The sequence below is a fragment of the Achromobacter sp. FW305-C-28 genome (assembly GCF_058783235.1).
Genome location: NZ_JBYSYL010000008.1, coordinates 286,326 through 312,600, shown reverse-complemented (window position 1 = coordinate 312,600; position 26,275 = coordinate 286,326). Strand labels below are relative to the sequence as shown.

23 protein-coding genes and 1 tRNA gene are annotated in these 26,275 nt (G+C 66.4%); 16 read left to right on the top strand and 8 right to left on the bottom strand.

The features are described from left to right. Positions 1-16: 16 nt before the first annotated feature. The 6 genes from AC3WMR_RS20705 (at position 17) to AC3WMR_RS20680 (ending at position 7,686) form a co-directional block, all read left to right on the top strand. Positions 17-1,336 (top strand): MFS transporter, encoded by a 1,320-nt coding sequence (locus AC3WMR_RS20705; protein ID WP_492264534.1) that lies wholly within the window; start codon positions 17-19, stop codon positions 1,334-1,336. A gap of 221 nt (positions 1,337-1,557) precedes the next feature. Continuing rightward, the gene (locus AC3WMR_RS20700; RefSeq protein ID WP_492264535.1) at positions 1,558-2,856 is read left to right on the top strand and encodes an imelysin family protein; all 1,299 of its coding nucleotides are present in this window, start codon (positions 1,558-1,560) and stop codon (positions 2,854-2,856) included. Beyond that, positions 2,853-4,370 carry a di-heme oxidoreductase family protein gene (locus AC3WMR_RS20695; protein ID WP_492264536.1) on the top strand — a complete coding sequence of 506 codons (1,518 nt, stop codon included), beginning with the start codon at positions 2,853-2,855 and terminating at the stop codon, positions 4,368-4,370. Before AC3WMR_RS20700 ends, AC3WMR_RS20695 begins: the two co-directional genes overlap by 4 nt. Continuing rightward, positions 4,370-5,491: an imelysin family protein gene (locus AC3WMR_RS20690; RefSeq protein ID WP_492264537.1), complete on the top strand. Its 1,122-nt coding sequence runs from the start codon at positions 4,370-4,372 to the stop codon at positions 5,489-5,491. The genes AC3WMR_RS20695 and AC3WMR_RS20690 overlap by 1 nt, the downstream gene beginning before the upstream one ends. Next, the gene (locus tag AC3WMR_RS20685) at positions 5,481-6,767 is read left to right on the top strand and encodes a DUF1513 domain-containing protein (protein WP_492264538.1); all 1,287 of its coding nucleotides are present in this window, start codon (positions 5,481-5,483) and stop codon (positions 6,765-6,767) included. Before AC3WMR_RS20690 ends, AC3WMR_RS20685 begins: the two co-directional genes overlap by 11 nt. Positions 6,768-6,852: 85 nt before the next feature. Then, entirely contained in the window at positions 6,853-7,686 is an 834-nt protein-coding gene (locus AC3WMR_RS20680) for a mechanosensitive ion channel family protein (protein WP_492264539.1), read from the top strand. Between the two features lie 136 nt (positions 7,687-7,822). On the opposite strand, the gene AC3WMR_RS20675 is transcribed toward AC3WMR_RS20680, so the two are convergent. Then, entirely contained in the window at positions 7,823-8,584 is a 762-nt protein-coding gene (locus AC3WMR_RS20675) for an IclR family transcriptional regulator (protein ID WP_025138001.1), read from the bottom strand. A gap of 162 nt (positions 8,585-8,746) precedes the next feature. Here AC3WMR_RS20675 and AC3WMR_RS20670 point away from each other — a divergent pair, with 162 nt between their 5' ends. After that, on the top strand, positions 8,747-9,736 hold the full coding sequence (locus AC3WMR_RS20670; RefSeq protein WP_492264540.1) for a Bug family tripartite tricarboxylate transporter substrate binding protein: 990 nt from the start codon (positions 8,747-8,749) through the stop codon (positions 9,734-9,736). Positions 9,737-9,801: 65 nt separating this feature from the next. Here the strand turns inward: AC3WMR_RS20670 and AC3WMR_RS20665 are convergent, their stop codons facing one another. Further along, on the bottom strand, positions 9,802-10,590 hold the full coding sequence (locus AC3WMR_RS20665) for an RNA methyltransferase (RefSeq protein WP_492264541.1): 789 nt from the start codon (positions 10,588-10,590) through the stop codon (positions 9,802-9,804). A 120-nt stretch (positions 10,591-10,710) separates the two neighbouring features. On the opposite strand from AC3WMR_RS20665, the gene AC3WMR_RS20660 reads away from it, so the two are divergent. The 3 genes from AC3WMR_RS20660 to AC3WMR_RS20650 all read left to right on the top strand — a co-directional run bounded on the left by AC3WMR_RS20660 (position 10,711) and on the right by AC3WMR_RS20650 (position 14,188). After that, the gene (locus AC3WMR_RS20660) at positions 10,711-11,496 is read left to right on the top strand and encodes an inositol monophosphatase family protein (RefSeq protein WP_175192733.1); all 786 of its coding nucleotides are present in this window, start codon (positions 10,711-10,713) and stop codon (positions 11,494-11,496) included. Positions 11,497-11,697: 201 nt separating this feature from the next. Continuing rightward, positions 11,698-13,281 carry a TerC family protein gene (locus AC3WMR_RS20655; RefSeq protein ID WP_492264542.1) on the top strand — a complete coding sequence of 528 codons (1,584 nt, stop codon included), beginning with the start codon at positions 11,698-11,700 and terminating at the stop codon, positions 13,279-13,281. A gap of 46 nt (positions 13,282-13,327) precedes the next feature. Beyond that, the gene (locus AC3WMR_RS20650; protein ID WP_175192731.1) at positions 13,328-14,188 is read left to right on the top strand and encodes an undecaprenyl-diphosphate phosphatase; all 861 of its coding nucleotides are present in this window, start codon (positions 13,328-13,330) and stop codon (positions 14,186-14,188) included. 104 nt (positions 14,189-14,292) lie between these two features. Here AC3WMR_RS20650 and AC3WMR_RS20645 read toward each other — a convergent pair whose 3' ends face one another. The 3 genes from AC3WMR_RS20645 to AC3WMR_RS20635 all read right to left on the bottom strand — a co-directional run bounded on the left by AC3WMR_RS20645 (position 14,293) and on the right by AC3WMR_RS20635 (position 16,383). Next, a complete protein-coding gene (locus tag AC3WMR_RS20645) occupies positions 14,293-15,066 on the bottom strand; it encodes a UDP-2,3-diacylglucosamine diphosphatase (RefSeq protein WP_492264543.1) in 774 nt (257 codons plus the stop codon). Continuing rightward, complete coding sequence (locus AC3WMR_RS20640) at positions 15,059-15,568, bottom strand: peptidylprolyl isomerase (RefSeq protein ID WP_025137994.1); 510 nt, start codon at positions 15,566-15,568, stop codon at positions 15,059-15,061. The genes AC3WMR_RS20645 and AC3WMR_RS20640 overlap by 8 nt, the downstream gene beginning before the upstream one ends. A gap of 134 nt (positions 15,569-15,702) precedes the next feature. Then, a complete protein-coding gene (locus AC3WMR_RS20635) occupies positions 15,703-16,383 on the bottom strand; it encodes a tetratricopeptide repeat protein (protein WP_492264544.1) in 681 nt (226 codons plus the stop codon). A 371-nt stretch (positions 16,384-16,754) separates the two neighbouring features. Between AC3WMR_RS20635 and cysS the strand changes: the two genes are divergently transcribed. From cysS to AC3WMR_RS20605, 6 genes are all read left to right on the top strand, one after another. Then, positions 16,755-18,209, top strand: a complete 1,455-nt coding sequence (gene cysS / locus AC3WMR_RS20630; protein WP_175192871.1) for a cysteine--tRNA ligase — start codon at positions 16,755-16,757, stop codon at positions 18,207-18,209. A 20-nt stretch (positions 18,210-18,229) separates the two neighbouring features. Beyond that, positions 18,230-18,874 carry a DNA-3-methyladenine glycosylase family protein gene (locus AC3WMR_RS20625; protein ID WP_025137991.1) on the top strand — a complete coding sequence of 215 codons (645 nt, stop codon included), beginning with the start codon at positions 18,230-18,232 and terminating at the stop codon, positions 18,872-18,874. A 36-nt stretch (positions 18,875-18,910) separates the two neighbouring features. Then, on the top strand, positions 18,911-19,876 hold the full coding sequence (locus tag AC3WMR_RS20620; protein ID WP_492264545.1) for an acetyl-CoA carboxylase carboxyltransferase subunit alpha: 966 nt from the start codon (positions 18,911-18,913) through the stop codon (positions 19,874-19,876). A gap of 154 nt (positions 19,877-20,030) precedes the next feature. Then, positions 20,031-21,092 carry a tRNA lysidine(34) synthetase TilS gene (gene tilS / locus AC3WMR_RS20615; RefSeq protein WP_492264756.1) on the top strand — a complete coding sequence of 354 codons (1,062 nt, stop codon included), beginning with the start codon at positions 20,031-20,033 and terminating at the stop codon, positions 21,090-21,092. A 109-nt stretch (positions 21,093-21,201) separates the two neighbouring features. Beyond that, positions 21,202-22,467: an aspartate kinase gene (locus AC3WMR_RS20610; RefSeq protein WP_025137988.1), complete on the top strand. Its 1,266-nt coding sequence runs from the start codon at positions 21,202-21,204 to the stop codon at positions 22,465-22,467. An 88-nt stretch (positions 22,468-22,555) separates the two neighbouring features. Continuing rightward, a tRNA-Ser gene (locus AC3WMR_RS20605) sits at positions 22,556-22,648 on the top strand. Between the two features lie 88 nt (positions 22,649-22,736). On the opposite strand, the gene AC3WMR_RS20600 is transcribed toward AC3WMR_RS20605, so the two are convergent. The 3 genes from AC3WMR_RS20600 to AC3WMR_RS20590 form a co-directional block, all read right to left on the bottom strand. Continuing rightward, on the bottom strand, positions 22,737-23,060 hold the full coding sequence (locus tag AC3WMR_RS20600) for a hypothetical protein (RefSeq protein ID WP_492264546.1): 324 nt from the start codon (positions 23,058-23,060) through the stop codon (positions 22,737-22,739). Positions 23,061-23,142: 82 nt separating this feature from the next. Next, complete coding sequence (locus tag AC3WMR_RS20595; RefSeq protein WP_492264547.1) at positions 23,143-23,550, bottom strand: hypothetical protein; 408 nt, start codon at positions 23,548-23,550, stop codon at positions 23,143-23,145. 336 nt (positions 23,551-23,886) lie between these two features. After that, complete coding sequence (locus AC3WMR_RS20590) at positions 23,887-26,250, bottom strand: TonB-dependent siderophore receptor (RefSeq protein ID WP_492264548.1); 2,364 nt, start codon at positions 26,248-26,250, stop codon at positions 23,887-23,889. Positions 26,251-26,275: the final 25 nt, after the last annotated feature.

Here is a 26,275-nt window from a genome sequence, read left to right as displayed (position 1 = left end):
CACATGGGGAAACACAATGGCTGAAAACACGCTGCATGCGCCGGCAACCGCGCACCCGGCGGCCTCGCCGGACAAGATGAAACGGTTGGCCATGGCCAGCTCGGTCGGCACCACGCTGGAGTGGTACGACTTCACCATCTACAACCTGATGGCCGCGCTGGTCTTCAATTCGATCTTCTTTCCATCGTTCGATCCGCTGACGGGCACCATCCTGGCGTTCTCGACCTATGCGGTCGGGTACGTCTCGCGGCCGCTGGGCGGCTTCGTGTTCGGTCACCTGGGCGATCGCCTGGGCCGCAAGTTCGTGTTGGTCGCTACCTTGGTGATCATGGGCATCTCGACCGGCCTGATGGGCATGCTGCCCACCTACGCCAGCTGGGGCGTCTGGGCGCCGGTGGCGCTGGTGGCCTTGCGCTTCATCCAGGGCGTGGCGCTGGGCGGCGAATGGGCCGGCGCGGTGCTGCTGTCGATGGAACACGGCAAACCCAACCAACGTGGCCGCAACGCCTCGTTCACGCAGGTCGGACCGTCGTGCGGCACGCTGATCGGCACCGGCTTCATCGCCGTGATCTCGGCCTGGCTCAGCCCCGAGGAATTCCAGGCCTGGGGCTGGCGCGTGCCGTTCATTTCCAGCGTCGCACTGGTGCTGTTCGGCCTGTGGCTGCGCCGCGGCGTGGAAGAAACGCCGGTGTTCCTGGAGATGGAACAAAAGCGCGAAACCGCCAGCACGCCCATCAAGGACGTGCTGGGCCAGCACTGGCGCCAGTTGCTGGTGGCCGGCGGCTCACGCATCGGCTCGGACGTGCTGTACGCGCTGGTGGTGGTGTTCACGCTGACCTACGTGACGACGGTGCTGCACCTGTCACGGCCCATGGCGCTGACCGCGACCATGCTGGGCGCGGCATTGAATGCCCTGGCCGTGCCGCTGTTCGGGCACCTGTCGGACAAGATCGGGCGTCGTCCGGTGTACCTGGCCGGCGCGGCGCTGGGCATGGTGTGGGCGTTCGTCTTTTTCACGCTGATGGACACCGCGCACCCCGTCGCCATCTGCGTCGCCGTGGTGGTGGGCCTGTTGATCCACGCAATGATGTACGGCCCCCAGGCCGCCTTCATCACCGAGCAGTTCCCGGGCCGGGTGCGCTACGCGGGGTCGTCGCTGGCCTACACGCTGGCGGGCATCGTGGGCGGGGGCTTTGCGCCGCTGATCATCGCCAGCCTGTTCAAGTCGTGGAACGCCACCCTGGCGATCTCGCTGTATGTGGCCGCCGCGCTGCTGGTCACCGCCATTGCGGTGCTGGCGGCCAAGGAAACGGCCAAGGCGCCGCTGCAACGCTGATGACGCGCCGGGGCCAGGCTGGCCCCGGCTGCGCGACAGGGCCCGGGCCTTTTTTTCGTCTGGAGACCGGAAAATAGCGGTGGATTCGTTCGGTGAAATGTCAGGTATCTGACTTTTCGCTGAATATCAAACGAAAATTGTTTACACTCGCATCCACAAAATTCAAGGTTGAATGGGGCCGCCGCGGGGCGGAACTCCATTCGAGTTACGGGAGAAAGTCGATGCGCAAGTTGTTGTTGGGAGCGGTACTGGCTGCCGCGGTATTCGGGGGAACGGCGCACGCCGCAGTGCAGCCCAAGGCCGTGGTCACCACGTATTCGGACCTGGCGCTGGCTGGCTACGAAGATTCGCTGACCGCTGCCAAGACGCTGCGCGATGCCATCAATGCCCTGGTACACAAGCCCAGCGAGCAGACGCTCAAGGCCGCCCGCGACGCCTGGCTGGCCGCGCGCGTGCCCTACCAGCAGACCGAGGCGTACCGCTTCGGCAACCCCATCGTCGACGACTGGGAAGGCCGCGTGAACGCCTGGCCGCTGGATGAAGGCCTGATCGACTACGTCGATGCGTCCTACGGCACCGAAAACGACGAGAACGCCTACTACGCCGTCAATGTCATCGCCAATTCCAAGATCTCGGTGGGCGGCAAGACGGTCGATGTCAGCAAGATCACGCCGCAACTGCTGTCCGAAGTGCTGCACGAAGCCGACGGCAACGAAGCCAACGTGGCCACCGGCTACCACGCCATCGAATTCCTGCTGTGGGGCCAGGACCTGAACGGCACCGGCCCCGCGCCGGCCGACCGCAAGGGCACGCCGCAAGAGCGCCACGCCGGCAACCGCCCGCACACCGATTTCGATCCCAAGCAGTGCACCGGCGGCCATTGCGAACGCCGCATCGAATTCCTGAAGGCCGTGACCGACCTGCTGGTGACCGACCTGGAAGAAATGGTGGGCAACTGGAAAAAGGACGGCGCCGCGCGCAAGGCGGTCGAAGAAGACCCCAAGGCCGGCCTGATCGCGATGCTGACCGGCCTGGGCAGCCTGTCGTACGGCGAACTGGCTGGCGAACGCATGAAGCTGGGCCTGATGCTGCACGATCCCGAAGAAGAGCACGACTGCTTCTCGGACAACACCCACAATTCGCACTTCTACGACCAGATCGGCATCCGCAATGTCTACCTGGGTTCGTACACGCGCATCGACGGCAAGACCGTGGAAGGCGCCAGCCTGTCCGAACTGGTGAAGGCGCGTGATCCCAAGCTGGACGTCGAAGTGCGCGCCAAGCTGGACGCCACCGTGGCCGCCATGCAGGCGCTCAGGGTTCGCGCCGAAACGATCGAGACCTACGACCAGATGATTGCGGACGGCAACAAGGAAGGCAACGCCGTGGTGCAGGCCGCCATCGACCGCCTAGTCGACCAGACCCGCAGCCTGGAACGTGTGATCACGTTGCTGGACCTGGGCAAGGTCGCCATCGAAGGTTCCGACAGCCTGGATAAACCCGACGCCGTATTCAAGTGAAGCTCGTATTCGCCGCTGTACTGGCGGCGTCGGCCCATGCCGGCGCCGCCGCCGCTCCCCCCGCGCCCGCCGGGCGCGATGACCTGACTGCCGAAGACCTCAAACGCGTCCTCGCCATTACCGCGCCCACGTCGGACTTCTCCAAGGCCGAGACCTTCGAGACCATGCAGGCGGGCGCCACCACCACCAACAAGCTCATCAACGCCGACATCTTCTCGCAGCCGTCGGCCAACATGAGCTTCGAACGCCGCCAGGAATTCCAGGTCGGCAATGGCCTGTTCCGCAAGGACTGGGTCTCGGCGCCCGCGTCCACGCAGGCGTCCGATGGCCTGGGGCCGCTGTTCAATGCGCGGTCGTGCCAGGCCTGTCACACCAAGGACGGGCGCGGCTCGGTGCCGGGTTTTGATCCCCTCGAACGCCCCGATGCCGTTGCATTGCTGCTGCGCCTGGCCGTGCCGCAAGGCCCGGACCGCGGCCATCCCAAGCTGGCGCCGGGTGAACTGGCGATGCTGCCCGAGCCGGTCTACGGCGTGCAGTTGCAGAACTTCGCGGTGGCGGGCCTGCCCGCCGAAGGCCGCATGGAAATCGAATACACACCGGTCACCGTCGCGCTCAATGGCGGCGAAACCGCCACGCTGATGCAGCCCGTGTACCGCATCGAAAACCCGGGCTACGGCCCCATGCGCAAAGACACGCAGATCTCGCCGCGCCTGGCGCCGCCGATGATCGGCCTGGGGCTGCTGGAATCCATCCACGAATCGGACATCCTGGCCAACGTGGGCGCGGACAAGCGCGACGGTATCGTGGGCAAGCCCAACTGGGTCACCGACGTGCGTACCGGCGCGCGGGTGCTGGGCCGCTTCAATTTGAAGGCCGGCCAGCCCACGGTCGAACAGCAGAGCGCTGCCGCCTTTTCCAACGACATGGGGCTGTCTTCGCCGCTGTTCCCCAACCACTACGGCGACTGTACGCCGGCCCAGACGCAGTGCCTGAAGATGCCGCATGGCGCACAGCCGCGTTTCGGGCCCGAGGAAGTGCCGGCCAAGCTGATGGACTTCGTCACCGTCTATTCCACCAACCTGGCGGTGCCGCAGCGGCGCGACGCCGACGATGCCCGCGTGCTGGCCGGCAAGAAACTGTTCTACGAGGCCAACTGCGTGGCCTGCCACGTGCCCAAGTACGTCACCAGCCGCAACGCCAGGCAGGCCGAACACCGCTTCCAGCTGATCTGGCCCTACACCGACATGCTGGTGCATGACATGGGCGACGACCTGGCCGACGGCGTCGCCGACGGCGAGGCCACGGGCCGTGAATGGCGCACGCCGCCGCTGTGGGGCATCGGCCTGACCAAGACCGTGAACCCCACCGCCACCTGGCTGCACGACGGCCGCGCCCGCACGCTGCTCGAAGCCGTGTTGTGGCACGGCGGCGCGGGCCAGCCCGCGCGCGATCGCGTCGTGGCGATGACGCCCGAAGAACGCGCCGATCTCATTCGTTTCCTGGAGTCGCTGTGATGCCATTCCCTGTTGCACGCCGGTCCCTGCCGGCCAAGGCCTCGGCCGCCGCGCTGTTGCTGGCCGGGGCATCGGCCTGGCCGCTGGCGGCCCGCGCCGAATTGCCCGCCGACCTGGGCGAGCGCCTGGCGCAGGGCTACGCCCGGCCAGCGGTGGCCGCCATGGCCGAGGCCGCCGGCGCACTGGAAGGGGCGCTGGGCCCCTGGTGCAGCAAGCCGGACGTGGCGGGCGCCAAGCGCGTCGAAGACGCGTTCGCCGGGTTGGCGCAGGCGTGGGCACGCATCGAGTTCCTGCGCTTCGGGCCGCTGGTGCAGGCGAACCGCTTTGAACGGCTGGCGTTCTGGCCGGACACCCGCGGCGTGATGCCCAAGCAGGTGCAGGCGTTGATCGCCGCGCAGGACGCCGAGTTGCTCAAGCCCGGCGCGCTGGCCGGCCGCAGCGTGGCCGTGCAGGGCCTGCCGGCGCTGGAATACGTGCTGTATGGCGAACCCGCGCTGCTCAAGCAGGCGGGCACCACGCAGCCCGCCACGCCGACATTCCCTTACGCCTGCGGCTACGCCGTGGCGGTGTCGGCCAACGTGGCCGCCATGTCGCGCGACGCGGCCCAGGCCTGGAGCGCGCAGGGTGAATTCGGTCGCCAGTTCACCCGACCGCAGGCCGGCAACGACCTCTATCGCGATCCGCAGGAAGTGGCGGCCGAAGCGATGAAGGCGCTATCCACGGGCTTGCAGTTCGCACGCGACGTGAAGATCCTGCCGGTGCTGGGTGATTCAGCCGCCAACGCCCGGCCCAGGCGCGCCGCCTTCTGGCGCAGCGGCCTGACCACGCGCACGCTGGCCGCCAGCCTGGACGGGCTGGCGGCGTTCTACACCGCGGGGGGCTATGTGCTGCCCAAGGGCGGCGAATGGATGGCGGGATCGGTGCTGGGTGAATTGGCCAGCGCGGCGGCGACGCTGCGCGAGGTGCCTGCGCCGCTGGACCAGGCATTGGCCGACGCCGAGGGGCGCCGGCAGCTGGAGCTGGCCGCGCTGACCTTGAAGAACGGCAAGGCTATCGTCGACCAGGACCTGGCGCCCGCGCTGGGCGTCACCATCGGATTCAACGCGCTCGATGGCGACTGATCGTTCCTCGGCGCGCGGGGCAGGGCGGGCTGGCGGGCTGCCGCCCGCGCAGCTGACTCGCCGCGACTTCCTGGCGCGCGCAGCGGCCAGCGCCTTGGGCGTGCGATTGAGCGTGGCCCTGGGTGGCACATTCGGTGGAACACTCAGTGCTGCAGCGGGCGGCATGGTCGGTGCCGGCCTGGCTTGGCCGGGGGGGGCGCAGGCCGTGCCATCGCCGGGCGACGCTGCGCTGTACGTCACGGCGCGCCAACGCGGCGGACGCGACGAAGTGGTGGTGCTGGACGCCACCGGCCAGGACCACCGCGTGCTGCCGATGCCCGCGCGCGGTCACAGCTTTGCCATCGATCCGGCCGGCGAGCGCGCCGTGGTGTTCGGCCGCCAGCCGGGCTTTTTTGCCCTGGGGTTCGACCTGCGCGGCGAGCGCGCGCCGGTGGAACTGCCGTTGCCCGACGACCGGCATTTTTTCGGCCACGGTGCCTATTTCGACGGCGCCCGGCTGCTGGCGGCCACCGAGAATGACTTCGACGGCGGCCGCGGCGTGCTGGGCCTCTACGATGCCACGCCGGGCGGCAACTACCGCCGCATCGGCGAATTCGACAGCGGCGGCATCGGCCCGCACGAAGTCGTATTGATGCCCGACGGCAAGACGCTGTGCGTGGCCAACGGCGGCATCCTGACGCACCCTGACTACGGCAAGCTGGAACTCAACCTGGACACCATGCGCCCGTCGCTGGCGTATATCGACGCGGCCAGCGGACGCCTGCTTGAACGGGTCGAACTCGCGCCTGAACTCCACCGCCTGTCGATCCGTCACCTGGCGCTGGCGGCCGACGGCAGCGTATGGTTCGGCTGCCAGTACATGGGGCCGGCCGGCGACCGCCCCGCGCTGGTCGGCCGCCACCGCCGCGGCGCCGCGTTGGAACTGTTCGCCGGGCCCGCGCAGGCGCTGCGCGATATGCGCAACTACGTGGGGTCGGTGACGGTGGATGCCGCCGGCAAGGTGGTTGCCACGTCCAGCCCGGTGGGCGGACAGGTGCTGTATTGGGATGCCGAAAGCGGCCGCAGCCTGGGGCTGACGCGCCTGGCCGACGGCTGCGGCGTGGCGCCCGCGCAAGAGGCGGGCTTCCTCATCAGCAGCGGCCTGGGCGCCATGCTGCGCACCGACGCCGCGGGTGCGGAACATCCGCTGTTGCCGCCTTCGCGCGAGCGGGCCTGGGACAACCACTTCCGCAAGGTCGCCGGCGCGACGCGCGGAGCGAATCCTTACAAAGCTTGACACACCGGCTTCATCATCTCGCCCTGCCTGCAAGCCGCATCTGATAAAGTTTTCGGCTGTCTTTTTGCAAGAGGGAGCGTTAACGATGGAAGACGCCTTGAACGAATTCAATGCCTGGGCCCCCAGGTTGGTGGACATGGGCATCAATCTGCTGGTGGCCCTGCTGATCCTGGTCATCGGCTGGTGGGTGTCGGCGCTGCTTGGCCGCTGGGTGCGCCGCATCGCCACGCGTTCCAGCAAGATCGATCCGACGATCGTGCCGATGTTCTACAGCACCGTGGTGTGGGCGGTGCGCATCTTCACGCTGATCGCGGTGCTGGCGCGCTTTGGCGTGCAGACCGCCAGCTTGATCGCGGTGCTGGGCGCTGCCGGCCTGGCCGTCGGCCTGGCGCTGCAAGGCACGCTGCAGAATATCGCGGCCGGCATCATGCTGTTGATCCTGCGGCCGGTGCGCGCAGGCGAATACGTGGGCTTGAGCACCGGCGCCGAGGGTACGGTCGAAGAGGTTGGCCTGTTCCTGACCCGGCTCGTGCAAGGCGACGGCATCCACCTGACCTTGCCCAACAGCACGGTCTGGAATGCCACCATCACCAACTACAGCCGCAACAAGACGCGTCGCCTGGATATCCCCGTGCCGGTGCGCTATGGCGACGACCTGAACGCCGTGCTGGTCAAGCTGCAAGGCATCGTCGATGCCAACGCCAACGCCCTGAAAGACCCGAAGCCCCTGGTGAAGGTCGTCGACTACAAGGAAAACGGCGTGGTCGTGAACGTGCGCGTGTGGGCCGAAGCAGGCAAGTATTGGGACCTGCGCTGGGGCCTGTACCAGGAAATCCGCAGCTCCCTCGAAGCCGCCGGCTTCCAGGCGCCGATCCCGCTGCGCGAGATCCAGAACCCCAAGACCGGCGCGCCGGCCTGAGCGGTTCGCGCAAACAGAAAGGGCGTCCGTGCTGGCACGGACGCCCTTTTTTTGTGGGCAACACGGGCGGCCAGGGCGGTGTTGCAGGCGAGGGTTTCGCCGCCGGCCTGTTGGCGGTCGGTTGCCGGGCCCGGCGTCAGGCCTGCACGGCCAGCCGCGCCAGTTCGCCCTTTATCCACCCCGCGATTTCGCGCTGGCGCTGCGCCGGCATGCGGTCGATGATGGCCGTGACGCTGACTGCCAACAGCGGCGCGCCTTGCGCATCGAGCAGCGCGCAGCCCACGCCCAGCGCGCCGCGCACGGCGTGGTTGCCCACCACCGAATAGCCGCGTGCACGGGTGTTTTCGATCAGGCGGAACATTTCCTGAGGCGTCATGCCGCCGTACTCGTCCAGCCGGCTGGAATTGCGCTCGACGATGCCGCGGGCAACGTCGTCGGGCAGCGCGGCCAACAGTGCCATGCCGCCCGATCCCACGCCCAGCGGCTGGCGCTTGCCGGCATAGGTGGCCAGGATCTGCACCGGGTAACTGCCGATTTCTCGGTGCAGGCTGATGGAATCGTCGTCGTCGCGCACGACCAGGAACACCGCGTCGCCGGTCCGGTCGGCCAGCCGGCGCAGCACGGGCAGCAATTGGCGCACCCGCGGATCGCGGGAACGGGTGTCGGGGTCCACCGCCAGCTGGGCACGGTATTTCTTGGTGCCCGTGACAGGCAGCACCAGGCCCGCATCGAGCAGGGCGGCCAGCAGCCGGTAGATGGTGGGACGCTGTATGCCCGTGAGCCGGGCGATATCAGTCACGCTGAGCCCGTCGGGCCCTTGGTCCCGCAGGGCGGCCAGAACGGCCAATCCGCGCCGCAATGTGCGTGGGCCTGCGGCCGCGGCATCGCTGTCTTGCATGCAACTCTCTGAAAACTTGGGGGGTTATTGCGGAACGGTCAAGGGAAAACCATAGTCCGTAGCGTGGACTCTACCTTGATGCCTCGCTCGTGTATAGATCAAAATGCGTCATCCAATAATTCAAAACGTCCATCTAATGGACAGTATCTGCACGGAGACTCTATGATTACCGGTCAAAAGCCTGGTCTGCGGCGCTTTGCCGCCACGCTGCTGGCTACCGCCGCCAGCGCTTTCGCAATGGGTTCTGCCCAGGCTGCCTACCCCGACAAACCTGTCCGCATCGTGGTCGGCTTTTCCGCCGGCGGCACTACTGACGTGATCGCCCGCATCATGGCCAAGGAGCTCACCGAAGCCCTGGGCCAATCGTTCGTGGTCGAAAACAAGCCGGGCGCCGGCAGCAACATCGCCACCGACCAGGTCCAGCGCGCCGCGCCGGATGGCTACACGCTGCTGTTCGTGGCGGTCACCAGCGCCATCAACCAGACGCTGTACAAGAACGTCACGTTCGACCTGACGAAGGACTTCACCCCCGTGGCGCTGGGCGCCAAAGTGCCGAACATCCTGGTGGTCAACCCCCAGGTGCCGGTCAAGACGGTGCAGGAACTGGTGGCCTACGCCAAGAAGAACCCCGGCAAGCTGGCGTTCGCCTCGTCGGGCAGCGGCACGTCCATCCACATGGCGGGCGAACTGTTCAAGATGCAGGCCGGCATCGACGTGCTGCACGTACCGTACAAGGGCAGCGCCCCGGCCATCACCGACCTGATCGGCGGCCAGGTGCAGTTCATGTTCGACAACATGCCGTCGGCCTGGCCGCACGCGCAATCGGGCAAGCTGCGCGCCCTGGCGGTGACCACGAGCGAGCGCTCCAAGAGCGCGCCGGACGTGCCCACCATGAAGGAAGCCGGTTTCGCCAACTTCGACGTGTCGTCGTGGTTCGGCCTGATCGCTCCGGCCGGCACGCCGCCCGACGTGGTCAACAAGCTGAACGCCGCCATGGTCAAGGCGCTGGACAAGCCCGAAGTGCAACTCAGCTTCGAAAAGCTGGGCGCCGTGGGCGTGAAGACCACGCCGGCCGAATTCGGCCAGTTCATCAAGTCGGAAGTGGAAGGCTGGGCCCCGGTGGTCAAGGCCTCGGGCGCCACGGTGGACTGATTGTCTTCGTGCCGCGGGCGGTCAGCCGCCCGCAGCCGATGCGCAGGGACGGGCGATGCCCGTCCCTATTTTTTTGTGCGCTCGCCCCGGGCGGTGGCCAGCATGGCGGTGCAGACGCCGCGCAGCATGTCGACTTCGTCGCGGGTCAGGCCTGCACGCGAAAAAAGGTGCCGCATGCGCGGCATCAGCTTCTTGGGATGGGCCGGGTCCAGGAACTGCACGCCCACCAGCGCTTCTTCCCAGTGGGCGAGGAATGCCTGCACGGCCTCGCCGGAGGCCGGCTGGGCGCCGCGCGACGGTTCTTGCGCGGTCGAGGCTGGCAGCAGGGCGGCGCCCTGGTCCACCAGCAGGGCGTAGCGCAGCTCCCAAGCGGCCAGTTGCAGCGCCTGGGCCACGTTCAGCGAACTGTATTCGGGGTTGGCGGGGATGTGGCAGATGCGGTGGCACAGCCCGATCTGCTCATTGGTGAGCCCGGCGCGCTCGGTGCCCAGCACGATGGCGGCGCTGCCCTCGGCCGTTTCGGCCAGGTGGGCGCAGGCCAGATCGGCCGCCTGGCGGATGTCGCAGGGCGGGGGGCCCAGGTCACGAACCCGGGCGGTCAAGGCGAAGGCCAGGGTGACCGGCGCCAGGGCTTCTTCCAGGGTATCGTGGATACGGGCGTTTTCCAGCACGTCCAGGGCGCCGCTGGCCAGCGCCACGGCTTCCGGCTGGGTGGTCACATCGGCGAATTTCGGGCCCACCAGGACCAATTCGGAGAAGCCCATGGTCTTGATTGCACGGGCCGCCGAACCGACGTTTCCGGGGTGGCTGGGGTTCACCATAATGAACCGAACGCGTGAAAATGCTTGAGTCATTTAAAATGGCACGTTTGGCTTAGTGCCTTCCTGGTTTTTTGGGTCGATTTCCCCTATGGGGACAACGGCCGGCCCGGGGGGGCGGCTAGCGGCCTGTTCACCGCATACGTACGGAATTTTATGCACCCGATGCTCAACATCGCCATCAAGGCGGCCCGGCGTGCCGGCACCATTATCAACCGTGCCAGCATGGATTTGGAACGACTCAGCGTGGCTCGCAAGGGGCCGCGCGATTATGTCACGGAAGTCGATCGCGCCGCCGAGGAGTCCATCGTCGAGACGCTGCACGCCGCTTACCCGGATCACGCAGTCCTGGGCGAGGAATTCGGCTTGCAGGGCCCCGACCAGGCCGAATTCCAATGGATCATCGATCCCCTGGACGGCACGACCAACTTCATCCACGGCCTGCCCAACTACGCCGTGTCGATCGCGCTGACGCAGCGCGGCCAGGTCACGCAGGCGGTCATCTATGATCCGTCGCGCAACGAACTGTTCACGGCCAGCCGTGGCAGCGGCACGTTCCTGAACGACCGCCGCGTGCGCGTCTCGGGCCGCACCCGCTATCACGAGGCCCTGCTGGGCGCGCACTGGCCCAATTCCGGCGATCCGGAACAAGGCTCGGCCCGTTTCCGCAACATGGCTGAAGGCAGCACCGGCGTGCGCCGCCTGGGCGCCACCGTGCTGGATCTGGCCTACGTGGCCTGCGGCCGCCTGGACGGCTTCTGCGGCGTCGGCCTGAAGCCCTGGGACCTGGCGGCGGGCAGCCTGATGGTGCTGGAAGCTGGCGGCCTGGTCGCTGACTTCGACGGCGAGCAGGGCTGGATGGATTCCGGCAACGTGCTGGCCGCCAGCCCCAAGATCTTCACGCAGATGCTGTCGGCCCTGAATCCGGCCCCGGCGGCCTGAGCCTGCTGCATGAACCGGCGGCCATGGCCGCCGGGCACGGCATCGATCACCGGCCCGTCGCGGCCGGTTTTTTCATGGCCTCGTCCACGCGCTTGATCGCCCCGTAACCCGCGGCCGTAGGGCGTCCGGACGAGGCGTGTCACCGGCGTGTCACGGATTTTCCATGTACGATTACCGGTCGTGTAACTTCTGGAGCTCCTGATGGAGTGGCTGCTGGACCCCGCTGCGTGGGTCGGCTTGCTTACCCTGGTCGTCCTTGAGATCGTCCTGGGAATCGATAACCTGATTTTCATCGCCATCCTGGCGGACAAGCTGCCCCCGTCGCAACGCGACCGTGCGCGCATCTTGGGCCTCAGCCTGGCGCTCGTCATGCGGCTTGGCCTCTTGTCGGTCATGTCGTATCTGGTCACCCTGACCACCCCCCTGTTTGCAGTCGGGCCCTTCTCGCCTTCGGGCCGAGACCTGATCCTCATGGTCGGCGGCTTCTTCCTGCTGTTCAAGGGCACGATGGAACTGCACGAACGCCTCGAAGGCGGCCAGCATGGCGGCTCGTCGGGGCCGCGCGTGTACGCCAGTTTCTGGGTCATCGTGACGCAGATCGTGGTGCTCGACGCCGTGTTCTCGCTGGACTCGGTCATCACTGCGGTGGGCATGGTCGATCACCTGGCCATCATGATGATTGCCGTGGTCATCGCCATCGGCATCATGCTGCTGGCGTCCAAGCCGCTCACGCGCTTCGTCAACGCCCACCCCACGGTGGTCGTGCTGTGCCTGGGCTTCCTGTTGATGATCGGCTTTTCGCTGCTGGCCGAGGCCTTCGGCTTCAAGGTGCCCAAGGGCTACCTGTACGCCGCCATCGGCTTCTCGGTCGCCATCGAGGCGCTCAACCAGGTGGCGCGCCGCAACCTGCTCAAGCTGGACGCGCGCCGCCCCATGCGCGAGCGCACCGCGTCCGCCGTGCTGCGCATGCTGGGCAAGCGCCCGCCCGCCGAAGAGCCCGACCTGCCCAGCGCCGACGGCCCGGCCATGCCGGCCTTCGGCGTCGAAGAGCGCAACATGGTCAGCGGCGTGCTGACGCTGGCCGAACGTTCCATCCGGTCGATCATGACGCCGCGCACCGACGTGTCGTGGATCAACATCGACGATGATCCCGACACCATCCGGCGCCAGATCACCGAGGCGCCGCACAGCTTCTTCCCGGTCTGCCGCGGTTCGCTCGACGAAGTGCTGGGCATCGCCCGCGCCAAGGACCTGGTGGCCGACCTGATCACCGAAGGCCGCGTGCGCCGTAACCGCTTGCGCGATCCGATCATCGTGCACGAGGCCATCGGCATCCTGCGCCTGATGGATACGCTCAAGCGCTCGCGCGGCCAGCTGGTGCTGGTGGCCGACGAGTTCGGTGCCATCGAGGGCCTGGTGACCCCGATCGACGTGTTCGAAGCCATCGCCGGTGAATTCCCCGACGAAGACGAACTGCCCGACATCGTCGCCGACGGCCCCAACATCTGGAAGATCGACGGCGCGGCCGACCTGCACCATGTCGAACAAGTGCTGGAAACCGAAGGCCTGGTCGACGACGCCCAGGATTTCTCCACGCTGGCCGGCTACCTGCTGTCGCGTTTCGGCCATCTGCCCAAGCCGGGCGATGTCTGCGAATACGAGATCCACCACGACCATTTCCGCTTCGAAGTCCTGGAAATGGACGGCCGCCGCATTGCCCTGGTGCGCGTTGAAAAACGCGCGCCCGAACTGCTGGACGAAGACGCGTCGCTGACCAACGACTAGCGCTGCCAACCCCGGACCCGACCTCATCTACCTGGAACCCGCTATCGTGACCGATTCCACGCTCTACCTGATCAAGGCCTTCATCCTGGGCATCGTCGAAGGCCTGACGGAATTCATCCCCGTGTCCAGCACGGGCCACCTGATCCTGATCGGCGACTGGATCAATTTCGAATCCAGCCAGGGCAAGGTGTTTGAAGTCGTGATCCAGCTGGGTTCCATCCTGGCCGTGATGTGGATCTTCCGGGCCCGCCTGCTGCAGCTGATCCGCGGCACGCTCACCGGCGTGCCCAGCGAAGTCGCCTTCACCCGCAACCTGATCATCGCCTTCCTGCCGGCCGCCGTCATCGGCGCCATCTTCATCAAGTCGATCAAGCAGGTGTTCTACCACCCCGGCGTGGTGGTGGTGACCCTGGTGCTGGGCGGCCTGATCATGCTGTATGTCGAGCGCCGTACCCGCCACACGCCGGGCGACGTGCCCGGCGCCGCGGACGACACCGCGTCCGACGAACACGCCACCGCCCGCACGCTGGAACAGATCACCTGGAAGCAGGCGCTGGGCGTGGGCGTGGCCCAATGCCTGGCCATGATTCCCGGCACCTCGCGGTCCGGCGCCACCATCATCGGCGGCATGATCGCGGGCATCCAGCGCAAGACGGCCACCGAGTTCTCGTTCTTCCTGGCCATGCCCACCATGCTGGGCGCGGCCGTGTACGACATGTACAAGAACATGGACCTGCTCACCCAGCACGACCTGTCCGGCATCGCCGTGGGCTTCGTGGCGGCCTTCCTGAGCGCCATCGTGGTGGTGCGCGCGGTGCTGCGTTTCGTGGCCAACCACACCTACCGCGTGTTCGCCTGGTACCGCATCGTGTTCGGCGCCATCGTGGCGGCCTGGATCTTCCTCTGATGCCGCCTGGCGCGGGGCCCGGGTCCCGCGTACAGGCAAAAAAATGGGCCGCGTCACATGACGCGGCCCATTTTCCTGGAACGTGGCGGGGGCGGGCCCCAGGCCTACGCTTCGATGTCGAGATCGTAGAACTGCAGGCCGTCCTGGTCGATGACCAGCCAGCCGCCGCGGGGCGGTGAAACGTGGTCGCAGTCCCAGTCGGGCAGTACCCAGCGTTCGCGCTTCTTGCCGTCGACGTCAAGCACGTGGCGGGCGGGGCGATGGGTATGCCCATGCACCAGCACGCTGACGCCCGAGTCGCGGAAGACCTGCGCGATGGCGCCGGCATTCACGTCCATGATTTCCATCGACTTGGCCTGGTTGGCGGCCTGGCTTTCGCCGCGGGCCTGCTGCGCCATGGCCAGGCGCTCGGGAATGGTCTTGGACAGGAATTCAGCCTGCCATTGCGGGTTGCGAACCATCTGGCGGAACTGCTGGTACGCGGCGTCGTCGGTACAGAATTCGTCGCCGTGCGTCAGCAGCACGTTGCCGTAGTCGGTCCGCAGCAGCGCCGGTTCGGGCAGCAGCTTGGCACCCACGGCGGCAGCCAGTTCCTCGCCGATCAGGAAGTCGCGGTTGCCGCGGCCCAGCCAGACCGGAATGCGCGCGGCGGTGGCCTGCAGCGCCTTGAGCACCGTGGCCAGCCACGGCGGCGCGGCGCGGATCACGTCGTCGCCGATCCAGGCATCGAAGATGTCGCCCGGCAGCAGCAGGGCGGCAGCTTCTTCTTCGGCGGCCTGCAGGAAGGCCAGGAAGGCCTCGGAGGTGGCCGGCGTTGCCGGCCCCAGGTGCAGGTCGGATGCCAGCCAGATCGGGCCGGCCAGGGCAAGCTTATTCAAGAACTTCGGCCTTCTCGATGATCACGTCTTCGTTGGGGACGTTCTGGTGGAAGCCCTTGTTGCCGGTCTTCACGCCCTTGATCTTGTCGACCACGTCGGTGCCTTCGGTGATGCTGCCGAACACGGCGTAGCCCCAGCCATTGGGCGTGGGCGCGGTGAAGTTCAGGAAGTCGTTGTTGGACACGTTGATGAAGAACTGGGCAGTCGCCGAGTGCGGGTCGCTGGTGCGGGCCATCGCCAGGGTGTACTTGTCGTTCTTCAGGCCGTTGTTGGCCTCGTTTTCGATCGGGGCATGGGTTTGCTTCTGCTTCATGCCGGGTTCGAAGCCGCCGCCCTGGATCATGAAGCCGTCGATCACGCGGTGGAACACCGTGCCGTTGTAGAAGCCTTCCTTGACGTAGGTCAGGAAGTTCTCGACGGTCTTGGGCGCCTTGGCGGCGTCCAGGGTGATGACCATGTCGCCTTGGTTGGTGTGAAGCTTGACGCGGGGATTGGTGCTCATGGCTTTTGTGCCTTCAGAGGGAGAGGTTGAGGGGGCGGCCGCGGGCGCGGCGCTGACGAGCGCTGGGGCAAAGGCGGCCAGCGCGAACGAGCACGCCGTCAGGCGCAGCAGGTGGAGAGGGGAATAGCGGGACATCATTTGTGTTGCCTATCCTTCAGCATGGTTTCGACTTCGCGAGCCTTGTCCTGCATGCCCGGCACGCCTTCCTTGGCGGCCTGCTTGTAGGTGCGCAACGCCTGCAGCAATTGCAGGTCGCCCAGGTTGGCGCGCGCGGCGGCGTAGCCCGGGTCGGCGCGCAAGGCCTGTTGCAGGGCGTCTTGTGCTTTTTCAAGTTCGCCCCGGCTGGCATATAGAGCCGCCAGGTTGTTCCAAGGTTCCGGCAGTTCCGGGAATCGGGTCGTCATCTCGGTGTAGATGTCGATGGCCTCGGCCTTGCGATCCAGGGCGGCCAGCGCGCGCGCGTGCTGGAACATCAGCTGCACGTCGGTGCCGCGCTGGTCCTTGATCTGGGCCTCGCGTTTTTCGATCATCGCCAGCGCCTCGGCGTTGTCGCCATGGTTCAGCAGGCGTTCGATGTGGTTGGTGATCTGCGAGGCGCTGGGCTGCAGCCGCGTGTCCACGCTGGGCTGCACGGACTTGAGGACGTTGGCCAGGCCTTCCCAGCCGCCTTCAGGCGGAATGGGGTCCAGCGTGGTGCGGTTGGCGTTCGGGTTCTGCCCCGAGCCGCCCATGGATTGGGCAAAGGCGCCGGCAACCGGCGCGCCGGCCAGGGCCAGTGCGAGCAGGGTGACGCAAAAACGCGGCTTGATAGTCACGTGGGCATCCGTTAAAAGTCGTGGCTGGCGCGCGCTTACGCGCGCGACCGGGCCGCTTGCTATACTTGACGACCGCCATTTTAGCCTCGGTTCAGTTTTTGGCTCGACATTGAGGCAAAACGCTGGCCGACAAGTGTGTCGGGATGGGCCGACAAGTGTGTCGGGGTGGGCCGACAAGTGTGCCGGGATGGGCCGACAAGTGTGTCGGGGTGGGCAAGCCCTGGGCTTGAACCCCCTGGGCTTGAACCCCGCGGGCGGCAATCCTGGCAAGGTCGGCAACCCTTCGGCGGCAAGCCCTGAAGGTATCGTCCTTCGGGCACAACGTTTTCCGCAGCCGCCTCGGAAAAAATTTGGACAACCTCAAAAGCGCCATGCTGCAAATCTACAACACGTTATCGCGTACCAAAGAACCGTTCAAGCCGGCCCAGGCTGGTCAGGTGCGCATGTACGTGTGTGGCATGACCGTGTACGACTTCTGCCACCTGGGCCATGCCCGCATGCTGGTGTCGTTCGACGTGGTGCAGCGCTGGCTGCGCGCCAGCGGCCTGGCCGTCGATTACGTGCGCAACATCACGGATATCGACGACAAGATCATCCGCCGCGCCGTCGAAACCGGCCGCCGCATTGGTGAAGTCACCGAGTTCTACATCGCCGCCATGCACGCCGACGAGCGCGCGCTGGGTGTGGACACGCCCGACCGCGAGCCGCGCGCCACCCAGTACGTGGGCGAGATGCTCGACATCATCGGCAAGCTCGAACAGAAGGGCCTGGCCTACCAGGCCGACGACGGCGACGTGAACTACGCCGTGCGCGGCTTCGAAGGCTACGGCAAGCTGTCCGGCAAGACGCTGGACGACCTGCGCGCCGGCGAACGCGTGGCAGTGGGCTCGTCCAAGCGCGATCCGCTTGATTTCGTGCTGTGGAAATCGGCCAAGGCCGAAGAACCCGCCGACACCAAGTGGGAATCGCCCTATGGCATGGGCCGTCCGGGCTGGCACATCGAATGCTCGGCCATGAGCAAATCGCTGCTGGGACTGCCCCTGGACATCCATGGCGGCGGCCCCGACCTGAAATTCCCGCACCACGAAAACGAGATCGCCCAGACCGAAGGCGCTTTCGGCGGCGTGTTGGCCAACATCTGGATGCATTGCGGCCCGCTGATGGTCGATTCGGACAAGATGTCCAAATCGCTGGGCAATTTCCGCACCATCCGCCAGACCATCGCCCAGGGCGACCCCGCGGCCGACCAGGCCGATTACCGGGTCAACCCGCGCGAAGCCGAAATGGTGCGTTTCTTCATCGTGCGCAACCACTACCGCAGCCCGCAGAACTACACGCCGGACAACCTGGTCGACGCCCAGAACGCGCTGGACCGCCTGTACCAGGCGCTGCAGAACGTGCCGGCCGACGACCAGGGCATCGACTGGAACGACCCCCAGGCGCAGGCCTTCAAGGCCGCCATGGATGACGACTTCAACAGCTCCGGCGCGGTCGCGGCCCTGTTCGAACTGGCGTCCGAGGCCAACCGCAGCAAGAGCGCGCGCAGCGCCGGCCAGCTGAAGGCGCTGGCCTCGCTGCTGGGCCTGCTGCAACAGGACCCGGCCGCCTATTTCCAGTCGTCCACCCGCTATTCGGCGGCCGCGATGGAACAAGGCGTACGTAGCGAACTGGACGCCGACGCCATCCAGACCCTGATCGACGCCCGCGCGGCCGCCAAGGCGGCCCGCAACTTCGCAGAGGCGGATCGCATCCGCGCCGAGCTGCGCGATGCCGGCATCGAACTCGATGACAAACCGGGCGGCCTGACGCAGTGGCGTCGGGCGTGAACCCCCAGGAAACGCCCCACATGTCCATCGTAGATACCGACATTCCCAAGCCTGAGTATTGGGAGGCCGCCGTCGCCCACCTGATGCGGCGCGACCGCATCCTGAAAAAGATCATCCCCCAGCACCCCGAGGTCTGGCTGACCTCGCGCGGCACGCCTTTCGTGACGCTGGCGCGGGCGATCATCGGCCAGCAGGTCTCGGCCAAGGCGGCCGACGCCGTCTGGGACAAGTTCCTGGAAGCCGCCGGCAAGCGGCCCACCCCCGTGGCAGTGCTACGGGTGGGCCTGGAAGGCCTGCGCAATGCCGGCCTGTCGCAGCGCAAGGCCGAATACGTGCTGGACCTGGCCGTGCATTTCGGCGAACGCCGGGTCCACCCTGAAAAATGGGCGGCCATGGACGACGAAGCCGTTATTTCTGAATTGACCGCCATCCGGGGCATCGGACGCTGGACGGCGGAGATGTTTTTGATTTTCAATCTGCAGCGGCCTGATGTTCTGCCGCTGGATGATCCTGGGTTGCTCAAGGCAATCTCGCTACACTATTTCAGCGGCGAGCCTGTCTCGCGCTTCGAGGCTCGCGAAGTCTCGTTGGCGTGGCAACCCTGGCGTACCGTGGCTACCTGGTATCTGTGGCGCAGTCTGGAACCGACGCCGGTCCAATACTGACGCAAACCAGGTCGCCCATCTACGGAACCACACTACATGCGCAATACATTTCTGGAATTTGAACAGCCGCTCGCCGAGCTTGAAAACAAGATCGAGCAGCTGCGCTACGTGCAGGCCGATTCGGCGGTAGACATCTCCGACGAGATCGGGCGTCTGCAGCAGAAGAGCCAGTCGCTGGCCAAGGAAATCTACGCCAAGCTCACGCCTTGGCAGACGGCGCTCGTCGCCCGCCACCCCCAGCGTCCCTATACGCTGGACTACGTGCGCGAAATCTTCACCGACTTCCACGAACTGCACGGCGACCGCATGTACGCCGACGACCAGTCCATCGTGGGCGGCCTGGCGCGCTTCAACGGCACGCCCTGCATGGTGATCGGCCACCAGAAAGGCCGCGACACCAAGGAACGCGCCGCCCGCAACTTCGGCATGCCGCGTCCGGAAGGCTATCGCAAGGCCCTGCGCCTGATGCGCCTGGCCGAAAAGTTCGGCATCCCCGTGTTCACCTTCGTGGATACCCCCGGCGCCTATCCCGGCATCGGCGCCGAAGAGCGCGGCCAGTCCGAGGCCATCGGCCACAACCTGTACGCCATGGCCGAACTGAAGGTCCCCGTGATCGTCACGATCATCGGCGAAGGCGGCTCGGGCGGCGCCCTGGCCATCGCCGTGGGCAACGCCGTGCTGATGCTGCAGTACGCCACCTACGCCGTGATCTCGCCCGAAGGCTGCGCGTCCATCCTGTGGCGCAGCGCCGACAAGGCTCCCGAGGCCGCCGAAGCGCTGGCCATCATCGCCCCGCGCCTGAAAGACCTGGGCCTGGTCGACCGCGTCATCAACGAACCGGTGGGCGGCGCCCACCGCGACCCGCGCGTCATGGCGCGCCTGTTGCGCCGCGCGCTGGGCGATGCCCTGCGCCAACTGCAGGGCATGACGCCCGAGCAGCTCGTGGAACAGCGCGTCCAGCGCGTGCTGTCCTACGGCGCCTTCCAGGAAGTGCGCGCTTAAGAGCGCCCCGCGCGCCGGCTCGTGCCGGCGCCGCGGCCAGGCTCTCTTCGCGCCGTCCGCCATGACCCGCCCCCCCGCCGCATCCGATCCGTCTGACGCGGCCAGCGCGGGGCAGTCGTTTCCCTATCCCGTATCGCCTGACCTGGCCGCCGCCTTGCGGCGTGCCTTGCAGTCCCTGCCGCAGCCGCCGGAGCGCATTGCCGTGGCCGTCAGCGGCGGCGCCGATTCAGCCATGCTGGCCGTGCATGCGGCGGCCGTGGCCCGCGCCGCGGGCGTCGAGGCGCTGCTGTTCCACGTGCATCATGGCCTGCAGGCGGCTGCCGATGGCTGGAGCCAGCAAGTGCGGGTATTGGCCGATCTGCTGGGCCTGCCGCTGCGGCTGGCGCGGGTTCAGGTGGACGAGGCCACCGGCAAGGGCATCGAGGCCGCCGCGCGCGACGCCCGCTACGCCGCCCTGGCCCGCCTGGCCCGGGAGGATGGCGTGACGCTGGTGCTGCTGGCCCATCACCGCAACGACCAGGCTGAAACCGTGCTGTTGCGCCTGTTGCGCGGCACGGGTCTGGCCGGCATGGCGGCCATGGCGCCGCTGACCCGCCGCGATGGCCTGACCTACCTGCGCCCCTGGCTGGACGAGGGCAGGGACGCCATCCTGCAAGCCGCCGCCCAATTCGCCGACGCCACCGGTTGGCGGCCGGTGCAGGACCCCACCAACGCCGATCCCCGCTACACGCGCGCCGCCTTGCGCGAACTGCTGGCGCCCGCGCTGGATGGTCGCTGGCCTGGCTGGCGCGCCATCGTCGCCCGCCACGCCCGCCACATGGCTGAAGCCGCCGAGATCCTGGACGAAGTCGCCCGCGACGACCTGGCCGGCCTGGAGCCCGGGCCGGACGGCGCCAGTTTCTCGCTGGCCGCCTGGCGCAAACTGTCGCCCGCGCGTCAGGCCCAGGCGCTGCGCTACTGGCTGGCGCAGAACGGCGCCCGCATGCCCACCGATGCACGCCTGCGCGATGTGCTGCGCCAACTGCGTGAACTGCACAGCCTGGGGCACGACCGCCAGTTGCGGGTGGAGCAGGCCGGGCACGTGATCCGTTGTCACCGGGGGCGGGTGTGGCTGGAAGCCCGGCCCCTCGATGGCCAACGGTCGGCGAATCCGCGTCCGGTCCCGGCCCCAGAGCCGGAAAATTCAGCGAAAGACGACAAAATCCGCGAAAAATGACCGTGGAATGGAAAGAAAATTCCACGCGCTGCGCAAATTTTTACCGCCGCGATAGAATATGAGGTTTTGCCCGTCAACACTTGCGGCGGGTTCCCAGCCAGAGTACGAGATGTCCCTGATCGTTCATAAATATGGCGGTACTTCGATGGGCTCGGTAGAGCGCATCCGGAACGTGGCGCGACGCGTCGCAAAGTGGCACGCTGCCGGCCACCAGGTTGTCGTGGTGCCCTCGGCCATGGCAGGCGAAACCAATCGCCTGCTCGGCCTGGCCCGCGAAATTACGCCCCAGCCCGACGCGCGCGAGCTCGACATGATCGCCGCCACCGGCGAACAAGCCAGCAGCGGCCTGTTGGCCATCGCGCTGCAAGCCGAAGGCGTGGCCGCCCGCAGCTACGCGGGCTGGCAAGTGCCGGTGCGCACCGATTCGTCGTTCACCAAAGCGCGCATCACGTCCATCGACGACGCCCGCATTCGCGCCGACCTCGACGCCGGCCGCGTGGTCATCGTCACGGGCTTCCAGGGCGTGGACCCGGAAGGCCACATCACGACGCTGGGCCGCGGCGGTTCCGACACCTCGGCCGTGGCCGTGGCGGCGGCGCTCAAGGCCGACGAATGCCTGATCTACACCGATGTGGATGGCGTCTACACGACCGATCCGCGGGTGGTGCCCGAAGCGCGCCGCATGGCCGTCGTTTCCTTCGAGGAAATGCTGGAAATGGCGTCGCTGGGCTCCAAGGTCCTGCAGATCCGCTCGGTGGAATTCGCCGGCAAATACCGTGTGCCGACGCGGGTCCTGTCGTCCTTGACCGACCCGCTCATCCCGCTCGACCAGGAAATGGTTTCGGGCACGCTGATTACTTTTGAGGAAGACGAAAAAATGGAAGCCGCCGTTGTCTCCGGCATCGCCTTCAGCCGCGACGAAGCCAAAATCACCCTGCTGGGCGTTCCCGACAAGCCCGGCATCGCCTTCTCGATCCTGGGCCCGGTTGCCGCCGCCAATATCGATGTCGACATGATCGTGCAGAACCAGTCCGTGGCCGGCACGACCGATTTCTCGTTCACCGTGAACCGCAACGAGTTCGCCCGCGCCGTCGACCTGCTCAAGCGCGAAGTCATCCCCGCCGTGGGCGCTCGCGAGCTGTCCACCGACGAGAAGGTCGCCAAGGTCTCGATCGTCGGCATCGGCATGCGCTCGCACGTCGGCGTGGCCAGCCTGATGTTCCAGACGCTTTCGCAAGAAGGCATCAACATCCAGATGATCAGCACCAGCGAAATCAAGACGTCGGTCATCATCGACGACAAGTACATGGAATTGGGCGTGCGCGCACTGCACAAGGCCTTCGGCCTGGACCAGGCGCCCGCCACCAAGGCCTGAGGATCGCAGTTCCGGCACGATTTTTTTCTCGGGCAGGCCCCGCCAGGGAAAAACCGTTAAAAAGTCGTGCTAGAATCTCGTTCTCTTCGGAGATGTGCCCGAGAGGCTGAAGGGGCTCCCCTGCTAAGGGAGTATGTGGCTAAAAACTGCATCGTGGGTTCGAATCCCACCATCTCCGCCAGATTCTCAGCCTGGCTTTGCCAAGCTGAATAAAAGCCCGCAGAACTTTCGTTCTGCGGGCTTTTTCGTTTGGCACGTCCGTCAGCCGACTACTTGATCTTGCTGCAACGAAACGCCTCGATGCCTTTCTCGACGTAGTGCGGTTCACGCGCGCAGGCGGCGCGCATGGCCTGGTTGGCCAGGGTCATCAGGTTGGCGGCGTTGGTCATGGCTTCCAGGCCGTCCTGGCTGGGGCCGATCTTGTCGTAGCGTGCCTTGTACTTCTCGGCTTGTTCGCCATAGGCAAAGGCACGCATCACGTCGGCATAGGCGATGGCGCGCGAGATGTCGCCGGGCGTGGGTTTCTTTTCGGCGGCGAAGGCGGGGTTGGCCAGCAAGGCCAGGGCGATCAAGGGAGCGAAGGTGGCTTTCATGGTCGTCATCGGGAATGGGTTCGCGGGTTGTCCGAGGTGGGGCGGGCTGGCGGCCGCAGGGGCGGCGCGCGGCGCGTTGCCATCACCACATCTTGCACGTCGTGCCGTGGTTGACGAGGTCGCCACCGACGATGATGCCTTGCTCATTGACGTGGAGCATGGTGTAGCAGCTGGCCACGCCCGTGCGCCGTTGATAGAGGGTCCCGGTGTTGTTGCCGAAGCCGTAGCTGACGCCGCCGGGCGGGGGCACGTAGAAGGTGCCGACGGCTTCATCCCACGAGACTTCGCCGGAGGTCTGCCACTGGTAGACCAGTTGGCCGACCGGCAGGTCGTCACTGGCGTAGACGCGATCGGGGACGCCCCATTCGGCCACGATGTCGTTCACGGGTTTGCCCTTGTGGCGCATCATCGCCACATCCCAGGTGGTGCAGCCGCTCAGCACGGCGCCGATCAGGCCGGCCAGCAGGGCCTTGAAAAAGCTGAATCGCACGTTTGTTTTCCTTGTTCAGATGCCAGACAGGTTTCCTACGCGCCGCATCATGCCAGCAGCTTGTGCGCCTGGCGAGTGGGGGTGTGGTGTGGATTCAACAGCCTGTTCGCACCCCTTTTTTGTCGGCAAATCGGTTTTGCCGGGGTTCCCATCGGGCAAGGTTCGGGGAAAGCGAGGGCGCTTCATAGCGCGGCAGGCATTGACGAGCGCGTGGCCAGGCGTCAGGCGCAGACGGGGTGTTCGCCGCGCCGTTCTGATTTATTTACTTTTGTTACGCGGCCCGGTACATGCGGCATCCTTAATGGGCACCCGCAGGGCCGCGGGCCGAAGCCTCGGTCAGAACGTGTACCTCGCCGTGAGCAGGAACGACCTCGGGGTGCCGAAATGGTTGTTGTCCTGGGTGCTGCCGATCGCCTGGTAGTAGTACTTGTCGAACAAGTTGTAGACGTTCAGGCGCAGGTCGAGCTGCGGGCTGGCGCGATACGCGACCACGGCGTCCCAGATGCTGTAGCCGGCTTGACGTACGCGATAGGCCGGCAGGCTGATAGCGCTTTGCATGCGCACGGCGCCGCCCACGCGCCAAGCGTTCAGCGCCCCTGGCAGCGTGTACATGGTCGATAGCTTGAACAGATGGCGTGGGGTCTGCGTATCGTAGGGCGCGCCGGCAGGGTTGCTGCCCGAGGCTTCCAGGTATTTGGATCGATTGAAGGTATAGCCGGCCGAAATCTGCCAGCCGGGCGTGAGGGCGCCGGCCACCTCGACTTCAAAGCCCTGGCTCTCGACCTTGCCCGAGGGCGCGTAGCACTCGATCACTCCGGGGGCGCAAGCGGATGTGTCCAGCGCGACGGGCCGGTTGCGCTGGCGAATCTGGAACACGGCGGCGCTGGCGTTCAGACGGCCGTCGAAGTACTCGCCTTTGACGCCCGCTTCCAGGTTGGTGCCGATGACGGGGTCCAGCGGCGTGCCGCTGGCCGACTGGCTGCCTTGCGGCTGGAACACGCTGGTCCAGCTCGTGTAGACGGAGTGATGCGAGTCCAGGTCGTAGATCAGCCCCGCGTAGGGCGTGAGCTCGTGATTGACCGTGTAGCCGGCCGGCGGGCTGACGTAGTCGCCCGACTTCAGCGTCATGTCGTACGCGTACCAGTCCAGCCGTGCACCCAGCATGAGGGTGAGCGGGTCCGCCAGGCTCAGGCGGGTGGTGGCGTATCCGCTCACTTGGCGTTGGTAGCCTTTGCGCGACCAGGGATAGTCGAACTGCGGCTTGGCTACAGCGCTGGAATTCCAGCTTTCGGGATCCACGGTCATGTCGTAGGCGCTCGGCCATCCGCCGGGGCCGTCGTTGTCGCGGTTCTTCAGGAAGCTGCCGCCCAGCACAAGTTCGTGCTTGCGTCCCAGCAGCGTGAAGGGGCCGCTGAGATAGGCGTCCAGGCTGTATTGCGTCTTGTCGTAGTCATACTGCCCCAGCCCCTGGCCGAAGTATTCGGAGTCTTCCAGGGGATAGAGATAACTGCCAAGCATGTTCATGCGTGCGCGCAGCGTGCGCGCCGTGACTTTGCCGGACCAGTCCTTGTCGAAACGGTGGTCGAGCTCGGCGAAGAAGCTGGTGTTCTCCTTGTTCCAGTAGGCCCAGTCCGGCGAGAGGCGGGTGGATCGCTTGAAGTCGTAGAAGCTGCCGTCGCGCCGGGTGGGCAGGCCATTCCAGTCGGCACCGGGGCTGTCTTCGCGGTTGTAGTAGCCGCCGATGCTGAGCGTGGTGCGGGCGGTGATGTCGGCCTCGATCGTGCCGTAGTACAGCTGGCGCTGGTGTTCGTAGGCTTTTTTGAAAGTGTTGGAGTCCTGGTATGAGATGACGCCGCGCGCGCGTACGTTACCGCTCTGGTTCAGCGCACCGCCGCCGTCGACCTCGCCGCGGTAGTTGTCCCAGCTGCCAGCGCTGGTGGTCACCGAGAATTGCGGGAGGCTCGTGGGACGCTTGCGTACCAGGTTGATGGTGCCCGACGGATTGCCGGCGCCGGTCATCATGCCCGCGGCACCGCGCAGCACTTCGATGCGGTCGTACATGGCGAGTGTCGCTACGCCCTGGGTGTCGTAGTCGTACGCCAGCGGCACGCCATCGGCCAGAAAGGAACTGATCTCGAAGCCGCGCGAGAAGAACTGGGTGCGTTCACCGCCGCCAATCTGGCGTGTCGTCAGGCCAGGCACGTCGCGGGCCACATCGTCGAGAGACTGAAAGCCGCGGTCTTCGATCTGCTGGCGCGTCACGACGCTGACCGACTGTGGCGTCTCGCGCGGCGACAGTGCCAATTTGGTGGCCGTCGCCATGGAGGCGGTGGTGTACGAATGGGTGCCTTCGGTGGTCGCGCCCAGGCTGGCCTCTACGGTCACCGGTGCTAGCGTCGCCGTGTTGGAGAGCACGATGGTCAGGGTGCCGTCCTGCGCTCGGCGCAGTTCCAGGCCGCTGCCACTGAGCGCCCGCGCAGTGGCCTGCTCGACCGTGAACCGGCCGGAAACAGGCGGGGCGGACTTACCGGTGACCAGGTGGGCGGGGAACGAGATGACGGCGCCCGCGACGCGTGCGACCTGCGTTAGCGTGATGTCGAGCGGACCTGCGGGCAGATCGTAGTGGCGCAACGACTGGGCCTGGGTGGCGCCGGCGGCGGCCGCAAGCACGCAAGCGGCAGGAAACCTTAGGGACAACATGGAACACTCCGAGGATGCGTAAGGA

What these genes read in the sequence shown, in the direction of transcription:
- AC3WMR_RS20600 (WP_492264546.1), bottom strand. Translation starts at nt 23,060, where the DNA reads ATGAAAGCCACCTTCGCTCCCTTGATCGCCCTGGCCTTGCTGGCCAAC.
- AC3WMR_RS20670 (WP_492264540.1), top strand. Translation starts at nt 8,747, where the DNA reads ATGATTACCGGTCAAAAGCCTGGTCTGCGGCGCTTTGCCGCCACGCTG.
- AC3WMR_RS20685 (WP_492264538.1), top strand. Translation starts at nt 5,481, where the DNA reads ATGGCGACTGATCGTTCCTCGGCGCGCGGGGCAGGGCGGGCTGGCGGG.
- AC3WMR_RS20660 (WP_175192733.1), top strand. Translation starts at nt 10,711, where the DNA reads ATGCACCCGATGCTCAACATCGCCATCAAGGCGGCCCGGCGTGCCGGC.
- AC3WMR_RS20620 (WP_492264545.1), top strand. Translation starts at nt 18,911, where the DNA reads ATGCGCAATACATTTCTGGAATTTGAACAGCCGCTCGCCGAGCTTGAA.
- AC3WMR_RS20680 (WP_492264539.1), top strand. Translation starts at nt 6,853, where the DNA reads ATGGAAGACGCCTTGAACGAATTCAATGCCTGGGCCCCCAGGTTGGTG.
- AC3WMR_RS20675 (WP_025138001.1), bottom strand. Translation starts at nt 8,584, where the DNA reads ATGCAAGACAGCGATGCCGCGGCCGCAGGCCCACGCACATTGCGGCGC.
- AC3WMR_RS20610 (WP_025137988.1), top strand. Translation starts at nt 21,202, where the DNA reads ATGTCCCTGATCGTTCATAAATATGGCGGTACTTCGATGGGCTCGGTA.
- AC3WMR_RS20690 (WP_492264537.1), top strand. Translation starts at nt 4,370, where the DNA reads ATGCCATTCCCTGTTGCACGCCGGTCCCTGCCGGCCAAGGCCTCGGCC.
- cysS (WP_175192871.1), top strand. Translation starts at nt 16,755, where the DNA reads ATGCTGCAAATCTACAACACGTTATCGCGTACCAAAGAACCGTTCAAG.
- AC3WMR_RS20590 (WP_492264548.1), bottom strand. Translation starts at nt 26,250, where the DNA reads ATGTTGTCCCTAAGGTTTCCTGCCGCTTGCGTGCTTGCGGCCGCCGCC.
- AC3WMR_RS20700 (WP_492264535.1), top strand. Translation starts at nt 1,558, where the DNA reads ATGCGCAAGTTGTTGTTGGGAGCGGTACTGGCTGCCGCGGTATTCGGG.
- AC3WMR_RS20655 (WP_492264542.1), top strand. Translation starts at nt 11,698, where the DNA reads ATGGAGTGGCTGCTGGACCCCGCTGCGTGGGTCGGCTTGCTTACCCTG.
- AC3WMR_RS20625 (WP_025137991.1), top strand. Translation starts at nt 18,230, where the DNA reads ATGTCCATCGTAGATACCGACATTCCCAAGCCTGAGTATTGGGAGGCC.
- AC3WMR_RS20705 (WP_492264534.1), top strand. Translation starts at nt 17, where the DNA reads ATGGCTGAAAACACGCTGCATGCGCCGGCAACCGCGCACCCGGCGGCC.
- AC3WMR_RS20640 (WP_025137994.1), bottom strand. Translation starts at nt 15,568, where the DNA reads ATGAGCACCAATCCCCGCGTCAAGCTTCACACCAACCAAGGCGACATG.
- AC3WMR_RS20665 (WP_492264541.1), bottom strand. Translation starts at nt 10,590, where the DNA reads ATGACTCAAGCATTTTCACGCGTTCGGTTCATTATGGTGAACCCCAGC.